Source organism: Streptomyces sp. NPDC018045 (genome assembly GCF_044327445.1).
Classification (GTDB): Bacteria; Actinomycetota; Actinomycetes; order Streptomycetales; family Streptomycetaceae; genus Streptomyces.
Map to the genome: position 1 here is coordinate 1 of NZ_JBIRFL010000050.1, position 19,332 is coordinate 19,332.

The window sequence follows — 19,332 nt, forward strand, 5'->3', positions numbered from 1 at the left end:
CCCTTCAGCCGCAGCGTCAACGGCATGTTGTACGTCGCCGACGGCCCCTCCAGCTTGTGCAGGAACCACAGCCGGCGCTGCGCAAAGGACAACGGCAGCCGCTCGGGGCGCGCCATCGGGGCAGGCGCCGCACGCCGTTCGCCCGCGCCCGCCTTCGCGCCGATGCGCCGGGCCAGCGCGGCCGGGGTCGGGTGCTCGAAGACGTCCTTGATCGGGGGCTCGGCGCCCAGGACGCCACGGATGCGGACCAGCAGCCGGATCGCCGACAGCGAGTGGCCGCCGAGTGCGAAGAAGTCGTCGTGCGGGCCGACCCGGGGCACACCCAGCACCTCGGCGAAGAGCGCGCACAGCGTCTCCTCGCGCGACCCGGCCGGCCCGGTGGCCGCTCCGGGAGCGGTCGGGTCCGGTGTCGACGATGGCGTGGCGTCCAACTTCTCGCTCGCTTTCCTGGCGTTTCAAGTCCGCTCGGTGGCCGGGCGGTTGGGCACGGCGGCGCGGCCGGCAAAGGGCAGGGTCGATCGGTGGTCCGGGAGCGGGGACCGTCGTGCGGGCGGCACGGCCGGACGGCCCGCCGCCCGGTGAGCGGTGGCTCACGGAGAGCCGGGGTCCGGCCGCCGGGCAGGGTGCCGCGGAATGCCGGTTCACCCGTTCATGTACGGATGCGGAACAGCCGTACGGCGAGGGGAATCACGCGAGGCACCGGGTGGGCTCGCGAAAAGGAAACATCGGTCCGGCGTCTCAGGCGGACGCGCGCGGACTCCTGGCCGGCGTCAACCGGAACGGTTCGACGAACGCGGCGCCGTACCGGTTTTCCGCTGGGCGGAGGCCGGTGGACGCGGCCCTCTCCGCATGACTCGTGCCATATCGCAATCCCCCGTAGACATGCACACCGTCTGTATCCGATCCGGCCGGCCGACGCCTGCCTGGATCTCACTTGAGTCAACCAGCCGCCCGGGACGGCGTCAAGGTCGTGGATCTCCGCGCGCCCGCGCAAATGCCGGGCGCCGCCCGGGCGCCGGGCAGCCGTCGTTTCCGCGGGCACGGGCCATTGCGTCCGCGCCGCGCCGAAATCCGCCGGAGCGGTCGGCGCGGTGCGGACGTCGGGGCCCTTGCCGCGTCCTGGCGGTACGGCGGTCCGCCGTTGTCAGTTCACCCGTCCGCCCCTTCCCGGGAGACGTTCCGCAGCTTCTCGGAGACGACGGCCCCGATGAGTTCCAGCGGCCCGGGATTCATCATGTGGGTGTGCGTGCAGGGAATCTCTTGGAATTCGACGCCCCCTTCGCAATACGGGTCCCACACGCCCGGCAGAAGCTGGTGTTCGGTCTCTTCGGAGGCGGCCAGGACCAGCGTCGGAGCGGCGACGGGGCGGTGCGTCACATCGAGTCCGATGCGCGCGTTGTTGATCGTGACCTCCGTCATCGCCCGGACCTCGGTCTCCGAGAGGCCGGCCAGTGCGGTGTTCTTCGTGCGGAGCAGGTCCACGGTGCTCTCGTGGGTGAGCCGCGCCGCCTCGGCGTCGTCGAGTTCGATGTCGTAGATCCCCAGCATGGCGCGGTACACATCGGCCGTCCCGACCTTCGCCAGGGACTCCTCCACCTCCTCACGGGTGACCGTGCCGACCGGGTGGCAGTCCAGCAGGGTGAGCAGGGCGACGCGCTTGCCGCGCTTTTCCAGCAGGTCCGCCATCCGGTGCGCGACGATTCCGCCGAACGACCAGCCGAGAAGGTGGTACGGCCCGTCCGGCTGCACTTCGGTGATGCGGTCGACGTAGTGCTCCGCCATTTCCTCGACGGAATCGGGCAGGTTTCCCGATCCGTCGAGACCGGTGGCTTGTACGGCGTATACGGGCCAGTCCGGGTCGAGATGCCGGAGCAGCCCCGAATACGACCAGCCGAGTCCGCTTCCGGCGTGCACACAGAAGACCGGCGGCTTGCTGCCGTGCGTCCGCAGCGGCAGCAGGACATCCAGCGCACCGTCCCCGGTGTCCGTGTCCAGGCGCCGGGCCAGGCCGGCCACCGTGGGAGTTTCCAGAATGGCCTTCACCGGGAATTCGACGCCCAGTACGGCGTGGATCCTGACGAGCAGCCGGACCGCCGAGAGGGAATGTCCGCCGAGTTCGAAGAAATTGTCGTCGACGTTCACGTGCGGAACGCCGAGGATTTCCGCGAACAGGCCGCACAGCAGTTCTTCCCCGGGCGTGCGGGGCGGCCGTCCGGAACCGTCCGGCTCCCCCTGCGGCAGCGGCAGCGCCGCCCGGTCGAGGGTGCCGTGGCCGGTCAGCGGCAGCCGGTCGAGCAGCACCACGGCGGCCGGGACGAGGTGTTCCGACAGCCGCTCCGCGAGGTACGCGCGCAGTGCGGCCGGCTCGGGTGCGCCGGTTGCGCGCGCCGGCACCGCGTACGCCGTCAGGGCCGCCGCCCCGTCCCCGTCCTCGCGTACGGCCACCGCGGCCGTGGCGACGGCCGGGTGGGCGGCCAGCAGGTCCTCGACAGCGCGCGGAGCGAGCCGCAGACCACGCAGAGCGGCGTGCTCGTCCGCCTGGACGACGGACTCCAGCAGCGGCCCGTCCGCGCCGTCGCGGCGGCGCACCAGCTCGCCCGTTCGGTACATCCACGCGCCCGGCCGGAACGGGTCGGGCACCAGCCGCTCCCCGGTGAGCACGGCCGCGCCCGCGTATGCCGCGTGCCGCTGCGGGACGTGGACGTACAGCTCGCCCGGCACGCCCGGCGGCACCGGACACAGCCCGGCGTCGAGGACGTACACCGCGGCGCCGGCCGACGGGTGGCCGAGGGCGGGCGCCGCCGTGTCCGCCACCCGGCCCGGCAGCGTCGCCCCGGGGCACCCGGAGGGACGGTGCACCGCGTACACCCGGGTGGCGGGCAGCTCCCGCAGCCGGTGCCGGAGCGCCGTTCCCGCGGGCTCCCCGGACAGCACCAGGCCGGCGGGGGCGGGACGGTCGCCACCCGGCGTGCACAGGCCCGCGTCCAGCATGAGTTCGGCCTGCCGCGGGGTGGTGGCGACCAGGTGGACACCGGCCGCGCGGAGCCGCCCGACGGTGTCCTCCGGGGCCGGCCGGTCCCGGCCGGCGCACAGGTACAGCTCGTGCCCGGCGAGCAGGGCCGCCAGCGCGTCCCAGGCGCCCGGCGCGGAGAGCGGCACGGTCAGGGCGACCCGCAGCCGGTCCTGTCCGGCCGCGGCCACGGCTTCGGCGTACAGGTGCCGCTGGTGGTGGGCGAACAGTTCGGTGAGGGCCGCGTGCGGTACGGGGAGGTGGCCGGGGCGGTGCGCGGCGCCCGCCGGGTGGTCCGGCAGCAGCGGCGCGGTCCGGCCGGCGTCGGTGAGGTCGGCGCGACCGACGGGACCGGCGTCGGCCGGGGCGTCCTCGTGCGCCGCGTCCAACGGGACGACGGTCCGGCCGCCCGCGGCCGTCGTGTCGTAACCCGGTCCGGCGACGACCAGCAGCGCACCGGCCGCGTCGAGGGCGTCCCGGTGGGCCGCGGGCTCCTGCGGGCCGTCGAGGGCCAGGTACGCCGCGCCCGCCTTGAGGACGGCCAGCAGCGCGACCACCGCCCGCGCGGACGGCGGCACCGCCAGCGCCACCACCTGCCCCGGCCCGGCGCCGAGCCCGGCCAGTCGCCGGGCGAGCCGGTCGGCGCGCCCGTTGAGCTGCCCGTACGTCAGCGTGCCGTCGTCGGCGGTCACGGCGGGCGCCTCGGGGGTGGCCGCCGCCTGCCGTTCGAACAGCCGGACCACGGTGTCCGGCAGCGCGGCGTCCGCCGGCCGCCGGGCCGCCGGCTCGGCCATGCGGCGGCGCTCACCGGCGGTCCGTACGTCGAGCCGGGACACCTTGCGGCGCGGGTCGGCCACCACGGTGGCGACCAGCTCCACCAGCCGCTCCGCGAGGGCGGTGACCGTCGTTCGGTCGAACAGTTCGGTGGCGTAGCGCAGGGTGCCCACGACGCCGCCGGGTGTGCCGTCGTCGGCGACGCGCTCATTAAAGGTGAAGTCGAGGTCGAACTTGGCCGCCGATGCGCCCAGTTCGACCGCTTCGACGTCCAGTCCGGGCAGGCCTGGCCCGTCGGCGCCCTGCACCCCGAAGTCGACCATGACCTGGAAGAGCGGGTGCCGGGCCGTCGAACGGTACGGGTTGATGATCTCCACCAGCCGCTCGAACGGCAGGTCCTGGTGGGCGTACGCCTCCAGCCCGGCCTGCCGGACCCGCTCGACCAGCTCGCCGAACGACGGGTCGCCGGACAGGTCGGCCCGCAGCACCAGGGTGTTGACGAAGAAGCCGACCAGGTCGTCCAGTGCCTCGTCGGTCCGTCCGGCGACGGGGGTGCCGAGCACGATGTCCGTACCGGCGCCGTGCTTGGACAGCAGCGCCGCCACGGCCGCCTGGAGCACCATCGCGGGGCTCGCGCCGGAGGCGGCGGCCAGCGACGCCAGGCCGCGGTGGGTGCGGGCCGGCAGTTCGAAGGTGACCGCGCCGCCCTGGTAGCTCGGCTCGGCCGGGCGCGGCCGGTCGGCGGGCAGGGCCAGTTCCTCCGGGGCGCCGTCCAGCAGCTTCCGCCAATAGGCGATCTGCCGGGAGATGGCACTGTCCGGGTCGTCCTCGTCTCCGAGCACCTCCCGCTGCCACAGCGCGTAGTCGATGTACTGCACCGGCAGCGCGGGCCAGCGGGGCGTGCCGCCCGCGCGGCGCGCGGTGTAGGCGGCGGCCAGGTCGCGGATCAGGCGGCCCGCCGACCAGGCGTCGCCCGCGATGTGGTGCAGCAGGATCAGCAGGACCCGGCTGGGTCCGTCGTCCGCGTCGGTCTCCTCGAACAGCTCGGCCCGGACCGGGGCTTCGGTGGCCAGGTCGAACGGGTGGGCCGCCGCGTCCCGCAGCGCGTCCGGCAGCTCCGCCGCCGGGACGGCGCGCACCCGCCAGCCGAAGTCCACCGCGGCGGCCTCCAGGACGGACTGCCGGGGCTCGCCGTCGGCCTCGGGGAAGACGGTGCGCAGCGACTCGTGCCGGGCGATCACGTCGTGCAGGGCGCCGCGCAGCGCCTCGTGGTCGGCCGGGCCCTTCAGGCGCAGCGCCAGCGGCATGTTGTACGTGGCCGACGGGCCCTCCAGCTTGTGCAGGAACCACAGCCGGCGCTGCGCGAACGACAGGGGCACGGCGTCGGGGCGCGGTCCGGCCACCGGAGCCGTACGGGCCCGGCCGCCCGCGTCCAGCCGGCCGGCGAGCCCGGCCACCGTGGGCGCCTCGAAGACCGCGGCGATCGGTACCTCGGCGCCCAGCGTCCGGCGGATGCGGCTGACCAGCCGCGTCGCGAGCAGCGAGTGGCCGCCCAGCTCGAAGAAGCTGTCGTCGACGCCGACCCGCTCCAGTCCGAGCACCTCGGCGAACAGCCCGCACAGGGCCTCCTCGCGGGGGGTGCGGGGCGCCCGTCCGGCGCGGAGCAGTCCGTAGTCGGGCGCGGGCAGGGCCTTGCGGTCCAGCTTGCCGATCGGGGAGAGCGGCAGCCGGTCGAGCACCACGAACGCGGACGGGACCATGTACTCGGGCAGCCACCGGCTCAGCCCGGCCCGTAGGGCGCGGCTGAGTTCGGCGGTCCGGTCCGGGCGGGCCGGGCTGTTGGCGTAATCCGCCGGTGCCCGGTCGCCGGGTGTGCCGCGGTAGGCCGCGACAAGGGTGCCGGGCTCGTCGCCGCCGGGCAGGACGACGACGTCGAAGCGGTCGTCGTGGCGGGCCGACCACGTCGCGACGGCGTGGAAACCGAGCCTTCCGACGTACTGGTGCACGGCCTCCGGGTCGATTCCGGCGCCCGGACCGGTGCCGCCGTCGATGCGGCGCAGTACGGCCGCGTCGGCGTCCAGGCGCCCGTTGGGCACGTCCGTCAGGCGCAGGCCGCCGGGATGCGCGCGCAGCGGACCGGCCAGGCCGTCCAGGCAGGCGCCGGCCTGCTCCCAGGTGACGGCGGGCAGTTCGTCCACCGGGGCGGGTGCGGCCGGGGTCCGGGTGATGACCACGTCGTAGCGGTAGCGGGACAGTTCGTTGGCGAAGGCGCCGCGCTTGAGGCGGATGTCGACGCCGCCGGCGTCCGGCAAGCCGGCGGCCAGCGTGGTGAAGAAGTCGGGCGCGAGGAGCAGTTCCTCCTCGGCCGCGGTGCGCTGGTCGACATGGGCGCGCAGCGCGGTGGGGTCGGCGTCGGTCCCCAGGGCCCGGGCGGCGACTCCGGCCCGCAGGGTGCGCAGCAGGCGCAGGTTGCGGATGTCGCCGAGGAAGAGCGAGCCGCCCGGGACGAGCAGGGCCAGGGCCTTGGTGATGACGTCGGCCAGGTAGCGGGCGTCGGGGAAGTACTGGGCGACGGAGTTGACGACGACGGTGTCGAAGAACCCTCCGGGCAGCCCGGTCAGGTCGTCCGCGGGCCGGGTCCGCAGTTCGACGCGGCCGCGCAGGTCGTCGCGTTCCGCCACCCGCGCCCGCAGGGTCTCGACGGCGGCTGCGGAGAAGTCGGTGCCCCAGTAGGCCGCGCAGTACGGGGCGGCCTGGGACAGGATCAGGCCGTTGCCGACGCCGAGTTCGAGGACGTTGCGGGGCGCCAGGCGCCGGATGGCCTCGACCGCGGCGCTCCGCCACCGGTGCATCTCGGTGAGGGGGATGGGCGAGCCGTCGTAGCTGCTCGTCCAGATGCCGAAGTCCTCCCAGAATCCGCCGCTGCCGGCCTGGCCGCGGTAGACCTCCTCGTACACCTCCTGCCAGGACGCGACGCGGCGGTCGTCCTCGCCGTCCGCCGCGCCGTCCCGGTCCGGGACGACGTAACCGACCAGGCGCGGGGTGCCGTGGTCCTCGCGCACCTGCACGGTGGCGGCGGCGATACCGTCCTGGCGGAGGAGGGCGGCCTCGATCTCGCCCGGTTCGATGCGGAAGCCGCGGACCTTGACCTGGTCGTCGGCGCGGCCGACGAACTCCAGGCCGGCCCGGCCGCGCCACTTGACGAGGTCGCCGGTGCGGTACATCCGCTCGCCGGGGCCGCCGTACGGGTCGGCGACGAAGCGTTCGGCGCTCAGGCCGCGGCGGTTGAGGTAGCCGCGGGCCAGGAAGGGCCCGGCCACGTACAGCTCGCCGACGACGCCGTCCGGCACCGGCCGCAGGGTGTCGTCCAGGACGTAGACCCGGACGCCGGGCAGCGGTGTGCCGATCATCGGCGGCCGTTCCGGCCCGGTGACCTCACCGGTGGTGACCCAGACGGTGGCCTCCGTCGGCCCGTAGAGGTTGACGGCGCCGCCGCCCTGGGCGTGCAGCCGCTCGGCCAGGGCGGCGGGCAGCGCCTCGCCGCCGACCAGCAGCCGTACGCCCGAGAGGTCGCCCGCGGCCTCGTCCGGCCCGTCCCCGGAGCCGCCCAGCATCGACCGGTAGACCGACGGGGTGGCCTGGAAGAGGGTCGCGCCGCTCGCCGCGACCAGGCGCCGCAGGGCGAGCGGGTCCCTGGCCGTCTCCGGCGGGGCGAGCACCACGCTCGCGCCGGACAGCAGCGGGGCGTGGATCTCCACGGCGGCGATGTCGAAGGTGATCGTGGTGGCGGCGACCATGCGGTCGTCCGGTGTCATCGGTACGCGGGTCAGCACCGCGTCCAGGAAGTGCGCGAGGCTCCCGTAGGAGATCACCACGCCCTTCGGCCGGCCGGTGGAGCCGGAGGTGTAGATGACGTACGCGGCGTCCGCCGGGTGGATGGCGGTGCCGCGTTCGGCGTCGGTCACGTCGTCGTCCCGGCGGGTGCGCAGCCGCGCCTCGGTCTCCGGGTCGCCGAGGCGGACACACGGCTCGGGCAGCGGGCCGGGCAGCGCGCCGTACAGCGCCGCGGTGGTGATCACGGCGGCCGGCCGCGCGTCCGCCAGGACGTACGCGAGCCGGTCGGCGGGGTTGGCCGGGTCGAGCGGCAGGTAGGCGGCGCCGGCCTTCATGACGGCCAGCAGCGCGACGACGAGGTCGGCCGTGCGGGGCAGTGCCAGCGCCACCACGTCCTCGCGGCCGATGCCGCTGTCCAGCAGGAGGCGCGCGAGCCGGTTGGCGCGGCGGTTCAGATCCGCGTAGTCCGTCCCGTCGTCTCCCGCGCGCACGGCGAGGGCGCCGGGGGCGCGGGCCGCCTGCTGTTCGAACCGCTCGTGCGGCAGGCCGGCGGGCGTCCGGCCGCCGGTCGCGTTGCGGGTCCGGAGCAGTTCGGTGTGCTCCTCGTCGGAGAGCAGCCGGGCGTCGGCGAGGCGGACGGACGGGTCGCGCACCACCGTGCGCAGGAGGCCGACGTACCAGGCGGCGATCTTCTCGGCGGTGCCGCGGTCGAACAGCTCGGTGGCGTACTCCAGCGTGGCGCTGATGCCGTCCGGGCCGCCGGTGGCGGTCAGCGCCTCGCCCATGCTCAGGAACAGGTCGAACTTGGCGTTCTCGCTGTCCAGCGGGTACGGCTCGGCCTCGGCGCCGGCCATGGTGAGCGTCGGCGTCTCGGTGTTCTGAAGCGCGAACATGACCTGGAACAGCGCGTTGCCGGACAGCGACCGCACCGGGTTGACCACCTCGACCAGGTACTCGAACGGCAGGTCCTGGTGGGCGTAGGCGGCCAGCGAGCGGTCCCGGGCGCGGGCGAGGAGGTCGTCGAACCGGGGGTCGCCGGAGGTGTCCGTGCGCAGCACCAGCGTGTTGACGAAGAAGCCCACCAGGCCGGTCAGCGCCTCGTCGGTGCGGCCCGCGATCGGGACGCCGACCGGGATGTCATGGCCGGCGCCGAGCCGGGACAGCAGCGCGGCGAAGCCGGTCTGCAGGACCATGAACAGCGTGGTGCGGGTGTCCGCGGCGAGCTGCCGCAGCCCGGCGTGCAGCTCCGCGTCCAGGGTGAAGGGCAGCAGGTCGCCCCGGTAGCCGGCGGCCGCGGGCCGCGGCCGGTCGGTGGGCAGTTCGAGCTGGGCCGGGATGCCGTCGAGCGCGTCCTTCCAGTACGCGAGCTGGCGCGCGGCCATGCTGTCCGGCTCGTCGGCCCGGCCGAGGAGTTCCCGCTGCCAGATCGCGTAGTCCGCGTACTGGACGGGCAGCGGGCTCCAGTCGGGTGCCGCGCCCGCGAGGCGGGCCTCGTAGGCGGCCCGCAGGTCGCGCATCAGCGGGGCGCGGGACGCGCCGTCACCGACGATGTGGTGCATCACGAGGACCAGGACCGGCGCGCCGCCGTCCGGCCGCTCGAACAGCCAGGCCCGCACGGGCGGTTCACCGGCCAGCCCGAAGCGGTGGCCGGCCGCCTCCCGCACGGCCTGGTGCAGCCGCTCCGCCGGCACCTCCTCGGCCCGCAGGTCCAGGACGGCGTCGGCCGGGTCGAGCACCACCTGCCGTGGTTCGCCGTCCACGTCGGGGAAGACGGTGCGCAGCGACTCGTGCCGGGCGACCAGGTCGTTCAGCGCGGCCCGCAGCGCCTGCCGGTCCACGGTGCCGGTCAGCCGGAGCGCGAGCGGCCAGTTGTAGGCGGCGGACGGGCCTTCGAGCTGGTGCAGGAACCACAGGCGGCGCTGCGCGAAGGACAGCGGTACGGCCTGCGGGCGGGGCATGGGCACCAGTGCCGTACGCACCTGTCCCCCGGCCGCGTCCAGCCGGGCGGCCAGCCCGGCGACCGTCGGCGCCTCGAAGACCGCGCCGAGCGGCAGCTCGACGCCGAGGACGGCGCGGACCCGGCCGACCAGGCGGGTGGCGAGCAGCGAGTGGCCGCCCAGGTCGAAGAAGCTGTCGTCGACGGTGACCCGTGGTACGCCGAGCACATCGGCGTACAGGCCGCACAGCACCTCCTCGCGCGGCGTGCGCGGCGCGCGCCCGGCGCCGGCGGCACCGAAGTCCGGGGCGGGCAGGGCACGGTGGTCGAGTTTGCCGTTGGGGGTCAGCGGTACGGCGTCGACGACCACCACCGCGGGGACCATGTGGTCCGGCAGCCGCTCGGCGGTGTGCGCGCGCAGCGCGGCGGTGTCCACGGCGGCCGGCCCGTCCGCGGTGGTCTCCGGCACCACGTATCCGACGAGCCGGGTGTCGCCCTGCCCGCCGTCGCGGGCCACGACGACGGCCTGCCGGACGTCCGGGTGGTCCAGCAGCGTCGAGGCGACCTCGCCGGGTTCCACGCGGAAGCCGCGGATCTTGATCTGTTCGTCGGCCCGGCCCGCGTACTCCAGTTGGCCGTCCGGCCGCCAGCGCGCCAGGTCGCCGGTGCGGTACATCCGGACGCCCGCCTCGAACGGGCAGGCCACGAACCGTTCGGCGGTGAGTGCGGCGCGGCCGAGGTAGCCGCGGGCCAGTTGGGCGCCCGCGACGTACAGCTCGCCCGCCGTGCCGGTCGGCACCGGCTCCAGGCGCTCGTCGAGGACGTAGGCCCGGGTGTTCCAGAAGGGGCGGCCGATCGGCACCGGGCCGGCGGGCAGTTGCTGCTTGGGGCCGATGCGGAACTCGGTGCAGTTGACGGTCGTCTCGGTCGGCCCGTACGCGTTGACGACGGTGACCCGGCGGTGGTCGGCGCGCCACTGCGCGAGGGCCGCGGAGGTCAGTGCCTCACCGCCGAGGATCAGCATCTCCCCGGGCGACCAGCGCTTGGGCAGGTCGCCGAGGAGCGGCAGGTGCGACGGGGTGGCCTTCAGCAGCGCCACCGGCACCGCGTTGTCCTGGCCGGCCACGTCGTCCAGGGTGCCCAGGTAGACCCGGCCGCCCACGGTCAGCGTCGTGTAGAGGCCGGTGACGGTCAGGTCGAAGGCGATCGAGGTGGGCACCAGGGTGGCACCGCGGGCCGCCGGGTAGTGGTGGGTGGACCAGTTGAGGTAGTTGGCGACGGCGCGGTGTTCGGTCACCACGCCCTTGGGGGTGCCGGTGGAGCCGGAGGTGTAGATGACGTACGCCGGGTGCGCCATATCGACGTCGGTCTCGGGGTCGTCGTCCGGGTAGCCGGACAGGTCGCGGTCGAGGGCCGCCTCGTCCAGGACGAGCAGCGGCGCCGCGTCGGCGAGGACGAACGCCCGCCGCTCATTCGGGTACCCGGGGTCGACGGGTACGTACGCGCCGCCCGCCTTCAGTACGGCCAGCAGCGCCACGACCAGGCCGACGGAGCGCGGCAGCACGACCGCCACCCGCTGCTCCGGCGCCACGCCCCGCTCGATCAGCCAGTGCGCCAGCCGGTTCGCCCGCGCGTTCAGCTCCCCGTACGTCACGGACTCGGTGCCGCACACCACGGCGACCGCGTCCGGGGCGCGCCGGACCTGGATCTCGAACTGCTCGGCGAGGGTGAACTCGGGCGCCTCCACCGCCGTGTCGTTCCAGGCGGTGAGCATCTGTCCGCGTTCCTGCTCGCCGAGCAGCCGGACCCGGCCGAGCGGCAGCGACGGGTCGGCCGTCATCTGCTCCAGCAGCCGCTTCCAGCGCGCCAGCAGCCCGTCGACCGTGGCCCGGTCGAACAGGTCGGTCGCGTATTTCACCGAGCCCGCGATGCCGGCCGGCGCGCCGTCGGCGCCGTGCCGCTCCAGCACGTTGACCGACAGGTCCACCTTGGCGGTCTCGATGTCCACCGCCTCGCCGCCGACGTCCAGCCCGGGCAGGGCGAACCCGCCGGACGGGTCGTCCTGGAGGACCAGCATCACCTGGAAGAGCGGGTGGTGGGAGGGGGAGCGCCGCGGGTTGAGCAGGTCCACGAGGTGGTCGAAGGGCACGTCCTGGTGGGCGTAGGCGGCCAGGTTCGTGTCCCGGACCCGTTCGAGCAGCTCCGCGAAGCTCGGGTCGCCGGAGGTGTCCGTCCGCAGCACCAGCGTGTTGACGAAGAAGCCCACCAGGTCGTTGAGCGCGTCGTCCATGCGCCCGGCGACCGGGGAGCCCACCGGGATGTCGGTGCCGGCGCCGAGCCGCGTCAGCAGCGCGGCCAGGGCGGCCTGCAGGGCCATGTGGACCGTGCCGCCGGAGGCGCGGGCCAGCTCCGCCAGCCGCGCGTGCGTCGCCGCGTCCAGTTCGAAGGGCACCGAGGCACCCGCGTACGAGGCCACGGCGGGGCGGGGGCGGTCGGCGGGCAGGCTGATCTGCTCGGGCAGCCCGGCCAGCGCCTCGCGCCAGTAGGCCACCTGCTGTCCGTACATGCTGTCCGGGTCGTCCTCGTCGCCGAGCAGCTCGCGCTGCCACAGGGTGTAGTCGATGTACTGCACCGGCAGCGGCTCCCACTGCGGCGTCGCACCGCGCTTGCGCGCCTCGTACGCCGTCACCACGTCGCGGGCGAGCGGCCCCATGGACCAGCCGTCACCGGCGATGTGGTGCAGGAGCAGCAGCAGGACGCAGTCGTCCGGGCCCAGTTCGAACAGCCGGGCGCGGAAGGGCAGTCCGGCGGTCAGGTCGAAGGGGTGCCGGGCCGCCTCGTCGAGCGCGGCGGGCAGCTCCGCCTCGGTGACCGTGCGCCGCTGCCAGCCGAAGTCGGCGCCGTCGGCGTCCAGCACCACCTGGTGCGGCTCGCCGTCGGTGACGCGGAAGACCGTACGCAGCGCGTCGTGCCGGCCGACCGCGTCGTGCAGCGCGGCCCGCAGCGCGTCGTGGTCCACGGTGCCCTTCAGGCGCAGCGGCAGCGGCATGTTGTACGTCGCCGACGGGCCCTCCAACTGGTGCAGGAACCACAGGCGGCGCTGCGCGAAGGACAGCGGGACGACGTCCGGGCGCGGCATGGGGCCCAGCGCGGTGCGGGTCGGGCCGCCGAGGCCGAGCTGTTCGACCAGCCCGGCCGCCGTCGGCGCCTCGAACAGCACGCGGAAGGGCAGTTCCACGCCCAGTTCGGCGCGTACCCGGCTGACGAGCCGGGTGGCGAGCAGCGAGTGGCCGCCCAGGTCGAAGAAGCTGTCGTCGAGGCCGACCCGGTCCACATCCAGCACCTCGCGGAACAGCCGGCACAGCGTCTCTTCCTGCGGGGTGCGCGGGGCGCGTCCGTCGCCGGCCGCGGCACCGGCCGCGTAGTCCGGTGCGGGCAGGGCCCGGCGGTCGAGCTTGTCGTTGGGGGTCAGCGGGAGCCGGTCCAGCACCAGCACGGCGGCCGGGACCAGGTACTCGGGCAGCCGCTCCGCCAGCCGGGCGAGGAGCGCCGCCGGGTCGGCCGGGGTGCCGCCGGTGGCGTCCGGCACGACGTAGGCGACGAGCCGCTGGTCACCGGGGGTGTCCTCGCGCACGACGGCGACGGCCTGCCGTACCCCGTCGAAGCCGGTCAGCACGGCCTCGATCTCGCCGGGCTCGATGCGGAAGCCGCGCAGCTTGACCTGTTCGTCGGCCCGGCCGCGGTACTCCAACTGCCCGTCGGCGCGCCACCGCGCCAGGTCGCCGGTGCGGTACATCCGCTCGCCCGGCGCGAACGGCGAGGCCACGAACCGCTCCGCCGTCAGCCCGGGCCGGTTGGCGTAGCCGCGCGCCAGGCCCGCGCCCGCCGCGTACAGCTCGCCGGTCACGCCCACCGGCACCGGACGCAGCCCGGCGTCCAGCACATAGGTACGGGTGTTGGTGACCGGGTGCCCGATCGGCGCGGCCGTCGCGTCCCCGGACCCGCTCATCGACACACAGACCGTCGACTCCGTCGGGCCGTACGCGTTGACGACCCGGCGGCCACCCGCCGACCATCGGGCGATCAGCTCCGGCGGCGCCGCCTCACCGGCCAGCACCACCGTCGTGAGCGCGTCCAGCGCCGTCTCGGCGCCCGCCGGGACCGCGCCCAGCACGGACGGCGGCAGTGTCAGGTGTGTCACCCGCTGCTCGGCCAGCACGTCCCGCAGGGCCTCGCCGACCAGCCGCCCGCCCTCGGGCACCACCAGCGTGGCGCCGGAGCCGAACGCCATCACCAGTTCCCACCAGGCCGCGTCGAAGCTGGGCGAGGCGAACTGGAGCACCCGGCTGCCCGCCGTCACCCCGAGCCGTGCGGCCTGCGCGTACGCCAGGCTTGCCACGCCGGTGTGCGGGACGACGACGCCCTTGGGCGTACCGGTCGAACCGGAGGTGTAGATGACGTACGCCGGGCTCTCCGGTGCGACGCGCACGCCCGGGTCGGTGGCCGGGAGCCCGGACAGATCCTGGCGCAGCGCCGCCTCGTCCAGGACGAGGACGGGCGCCGCGTCGGCGAGCATGAACTCCCGGCGCTCCCGCGGGTATGCGGGGTCGACGGGTACGTACGCGCCACCGGCCTTGAGGACGGCGAGGATGGCGACGACCATCTCCACCGAGCGCGGCAGCACCACGCCCACCAGCTTCTCCGGGCCCACGCCCTGCCCGGCCAGCCGGTGCGCCAGCCGGTTGGCGCGCGCGTCCAGTTCCCCGTACGACAGCGACTCGGCGCCGCGGACCACCGCGACGGCGTCCGCGTCCCGCCGCGCACGGTCGCCGAACAGCTCGGCGAGGGTGGCGGCCGGCACCTCGGCCGCCGTCCGGTTCCACCCGGACACGACCTGGTCGCGCTCGGCGCCGGTCAGCAGCTCGACCTCACCGATCCGCAGCGACGGGTCGGCGGTCACCTGCTCCAGCAGCCGCGCCCACCGGCCCAGCAGGCCCTCGACCGTCGGCCGGTCGAACAGCTCGGTGGAGTACTGGACGGCGGAGACGACACCCTGCGGCTCGCCGTCCGCGCCGTGCCGCTCCACGACGTTCAGTTCGAGGTCGGCCTTGGAGGTGCCGAGGTCCACGCCCTCGATGTCGACCTGGATGCCCGGCAGCGCGAAGCCGCCCTCCTGGGCGTTCTGGAGGCCGAGGATCACCTGGAACAGCGGGTGGTGGGCGGTGGAGCGCTCCGGGTTGAGGAGTTCCACCAGGTGTTCGAAGGGCACGTCCTGGTGGGCGTAGGCGGCCAGGTCGGTGTCCCGGACGCGGCCGAGCAGCTCTTCGAAGCTCGGGTCGCCGGAGGTGTCCGTCCGCAGCACCAGCGTGTTGACGAAGAAGCCCACCAGGTCGTCGAGGGCGTCGTCCATCCGCCCCGCGATCGGCGACCCCAACGGAATGTCCGTCCCCGCGCCGAGGCGCGTCAGCAGCGCGGCCAGACCGGCCTGGAGCACCATGAACACCGTCGTGTTCGAGCGCCGGGCCAGCGCCACCAGCCGCCCGTGCAGCTCCGCGTCCAGCGCGAAGACGAGGGACGCGCCCTCGTGGGAGGCGACGGCCGGGCGCGGCCGGTCGGCCGGGAATGTCACCTGCTCCGGCAGACCGGCGAGCCGACCGCGCCAGTGGTCCACCTGCTGCGCGTAGACGCTGTCCGCGTCGGCCTCGTCGCCCAGCAGCTCGCGCTGCCAGAGGGAGTAGTCCGCGTACTGCACGGGCAGTTCGGCCCACTGCGGTGCGTCGCCCCGCACGCGGGCGGTGTAGGCGGCGACCACGTCACGGGCCAGCGGGCCCATGGACCAGCCGTCCCCGGCGATGTGGTGCAGCAGGAGCAGCAGCACCCGGTCCGGTGAGCCGGTCGCGCCGGTTTCGAGGAGCAGCGCGCGCACCGGTACGTCGGTGGCCAGCTCGAAGGCGTACCGTGCCGCCTCGTCGAGGGCGGCGGGCAGCTCGGCCTCCGTGACCGTGCGCCGCTCCCAGCCGAAGTCCGCCTCGTCCGGGTCCAGCACCCGCTGGTACGGCTCGCCGTCGGTCTCCGGGAAGACGGTGCGCAGCGACTCGTGCCGCCCGATCACGTCCCGCAGCGCCGCGTGCAGCGCCTCCACGTCCAGGTCACCGGTCAGGCGCAGTGCCAGCGGGATGTTGTACGTCGCCGACGGGCCCTCCAGTTGGTGCAGGAACCACAGGCGGCGCTGCGCGAACGACAGCGGCACCCGCTCGGGGCGCGGCATCCGCACCAGCGCCGTACGGGCCTGTCCCCCGGCCGCCGCCAGCCGCGCGGCCAGCCCGGCCACGGTGGGCGCGCCGAACACGTCCTTGATCGGCAGTTCCGTGCCGAGGACGCTGCGGATACGGCTGACCAGGCGGGTGGCGAGCAGCGAGTGCCCACCGAGGTCGAAGAAGCCGTCGTCAATACCGACCCGGTCCACCCCCAGTACCTCGGCGAACAGGCCGCACAGCACCTCTTCCCGAGGGGTGCGCGGGGCGCGGCCACCGGCGCCGGCCGCGTACTCGGGGGCGGGCAGGGCCTTGTGGTCCAGCTTGCCGTTGGGGGTCAGCAGCAGCCGGTCCAGGACCACGACCGCCGACGGGACCAGGTATTCGGGCAGCCGCTCCGCCAGGTCCGCGAGGAGCCCGGCGGGCCGGGCCGGCGCGTCGTGGCCGTCCTCCGGCACGACGTAGGCGACGAGCCGCCGGTCGCCGGGGGCGTCCTCGCGGGCGACGACCGCCGCCTGCCGTACGCCCTCGGCCCGGGCCAGGAGCGAGGCGATCTCGCCCGGCTCGATACGGAAGCCGCGGATCTTGACCTGCTCGTCGGCGCGGCCCCGGTACTCCAACTGCCCGTCGGCGCGCCACCGCGCCAGGTCACCGGTGCGGTACATCCGTACGCCCGGCTCGAAGGGCGACGCGACGAACCGCTCCGCCGTCAGCCCGGGCCGGTTCGCGTAGCCGCGCGCCAGGCCCGCACCCGCCGCGTACAACTCCCCGGTCACCCCCGCCGGCACCGGCCGCAGTCCGGCATCCAGCACGTACACACGGGTGTTGGGGACCGGGCGGCCGATCGGCGCGACCGAGGCGTCCGGGGCGTCCGGGGCGTCCGCCGGGTCACTCATCGAGACACAGACCGTGGACTCCGTCGGGCCATACGCGTTGACGACCTCCCGACCGCCCGCCGACCAGCGCGTCACCAGCTCCGGCGGCACGGTCTCACCGGCCACCAGCACGGTCCGCAGCGCGGGCAGGCGCGCCTCGGTGCCGGGCGGCAGCGCGCCCAGCACGGACGGCGGCAGCGTCACATGCGTCACGCCGTGCTCCGCGAGCACGCTCATGAGGGTTTCCCCCACCAAGGGGCCGCTCTCCGGCACGACGAGCGCGGCGCCCGAGGAGAACGTCATCACCAGTTCCGCCCAGGCGGCGTCGAAGCTGGGCGACGCGAACTGCAGGACCCGGCTGCCCGGGCCGACCCCCAGGGGGCGGCCCTGCGCCCGGGCCAGGCTCGCCACGCCGGTGTGCGGGACGACGACGCCCTTGGGCGTACCGGTGGAGCCGGAGGTGTAGATGACGTACGCGGGGTGTTCCGGTGCGACGGGCACGCCCGGGTCGGTGTCCGGGTAGCCGGACAGGTCCCGGCGCAGCGCCGCCTCGTCCAGCACCAGCACCGGCGCCGCGTCGGCGAGGATGAACTCCCGGCGCTGGGCCGGATACTCGGGGTCGACGGGTACGTACGCGCCACCGGCCTTGAGGATGCCGAGGACGGCGACCACCATGTCGACGGAGCGCGGCAGCACCACCCCCACCAGCTTCTCGGGGCCGACGCCCCGGCCCCGCAGCGAGTGCGCCAGGCGGTTCGCCCGTGCGTTCAGCTCTCCGTACGACAGGGTCAGCGCGCCGGACAGCACGGCAGGGGCCCGCGGGGCGCGGCGCACCTCGTCCTCGAACAGCCCGGCCAGCGTCTTCGCGGGCACCTCGGCGCCCGTGTCGTTCCACCCGGACAGCAGCCGGGTCCGCTCCGCCGCCGTCAGCAGCTCCACGCTGCCGATGGGCCGCGACGGGTCGGCGACCGCCTGCTCCAGCAGGCGCACCCAGCGCGCGACGAAGCCCTCCACGGTGGCGCGGTCGTACAGCGCCGTGGCGTACTCGGCCAACGCCTCGACACCCGTCGGCTGGCCGGTCCGGTCGTAACCCTCGGCCACATTGAGGACCAGGTCGGCCCTGGCCACGCCGAGGTCGACGCCCTCCACCCCGACCTGGAGTCCGGGGAGCCGGAAGGCGGCTTCCTGACCGCTCTGGAGACCGAGGATCACCTGGAACAGCGGGTGGTGGGCGGTGGAGCGCTCGGGGTTGAGCAGCTCCACCAGGTGCTCGAACGGCACATCCTGGTGCGCGTACGCGGCGAGGCTCGTCTCGCGTACCCGGCCGAGCAGTTCCTCGAAGCTCGGGTCGCCGGAGGTGTCCGTCCGCAGCACGAGCGTGTTGACGAAGAAGCCCACCAGGTCGTCGAGGGCGTCGTCCATCCGCCCGGCGACGGGTGAGCCCAGCGGGATGTCCGTCCCCGCGCCCAGGCGGGTCAGCAGCGCGGCCAGGCCGGCCTGGAGCACCATGTACACCGTCGTGTTCGAGCGCCGGGCCAGCGCCACCAGCCGCCCGTGCAGTTCGGCGTCGAGGGTGAAGGCCAGATGTCCGCCCTCGAAGGACGTGACGGCGGGCCGGGTGCGGTCGGCGGGGAAGGTCACCTGCTCGGGCAGGCCCGCGAGCTGCGTACGCCAGTAGCCGACCTGCTGCGCGTAGACACTGTCCGGGTCGGACTCGTCGCCGAGCAGTTCGCGCTGCCACAGGGTGTAGTCCGCGTACTGCACCGGCAGCTCCGCCCACCGCGGAGCCTCGCCCCGCACGCGGGCGCCGTACGCCGCCATGACGTCGCGCGCCAGCGGGCCCATGGACCAGCCGTCCCCGGCGATGTGGTGCAGCAGGAGCAGCAGGACACTGGTGCCGCCGTCGATGTCGTGCAGCCAGGCCCGCAGCGGGATCTCGGTGGCCAGGTCGAAGCCGTACCGCGCCGCGGCCTCCAGGGCGGCGGGCAGATCGGCCTCGGTGACCGTACGGCGCTCCCAGCCGAAGTCCGCCTCGTCCGGGTCCAGCACCCGCTGGTACGGCTCACCGTCCTCGGTCTCCCGGAAGACGGTGCGCAGCGACTCGTGCCGCGCCACCACGTCACCCAGCGCCGCCCGCAGGACATCCGCGTCGACTCCGCCCGTCAGGCGCAGCACCAGCGGCATGTTGTACGTCGCCGACGGGCCCTCCAGTTGGTGCAGGAACCACAGGCGGCGCTGCGCGAACGACAGCGGCACCCGCTCGGGGCGCGGCATCCGCACCAGCGCCGTACGGGCCTGTCCCCCGGCCGCCGCCAGCCGCGCGGCCAGCCCGGCCACGGTGGGCGCGCCGAACACGTCCTTGATCGGGACTTCGATGTCGAGCGCGCTGCGGATGCGGCTGACCAGGCGGGTGGCGAGCAGCGAGTGCCCGCCGAGGTCGAAGAAGCTGTCGTCGATGGAGACCCGTTCCACGCCGAGCACTTCGGCGAACAGGGCGCAGAGCGTGCTCTCTTGCTCGGTACGGGGCTTGCGGCCGCCGGCCGTGGCGGCGTACTCGGGTACGGGCAGTGCCTTGCGGTCCAGCTTGCCGTTGGGGGTCAGCGGAAGGCGGTCCAGGACCATGACGGCCGACGGCACCATGTACTCCGG

The 19,332-nt window shown here is 74.8% G+C and carries 2 protein-coding genes; both read right to left on the reverse strand.

Translation table 11 applies throughout. The features are described from left to right. Nucleotides 1–431 (reverse strand): phosphopantetheine-binding protein (locus tag ACH4EB_RS37835; RefSeq protein ID WP_398353039.1); only part of this gene is annotated, 431 nt, incomplete at its 3' end. A 718-nt stretch (nucleotides 432–1,149) separates the two neighbouring features. Next, nucleotides 1,150–19,332 (reverse strand): non-ribosomal peptide synthase/polyketide synthase (locus ACH4EB_RS37840; RefSeq protein WP_398353040.1); only part of this gene is annotated, 18,183 nt, incomplete at its 5' end.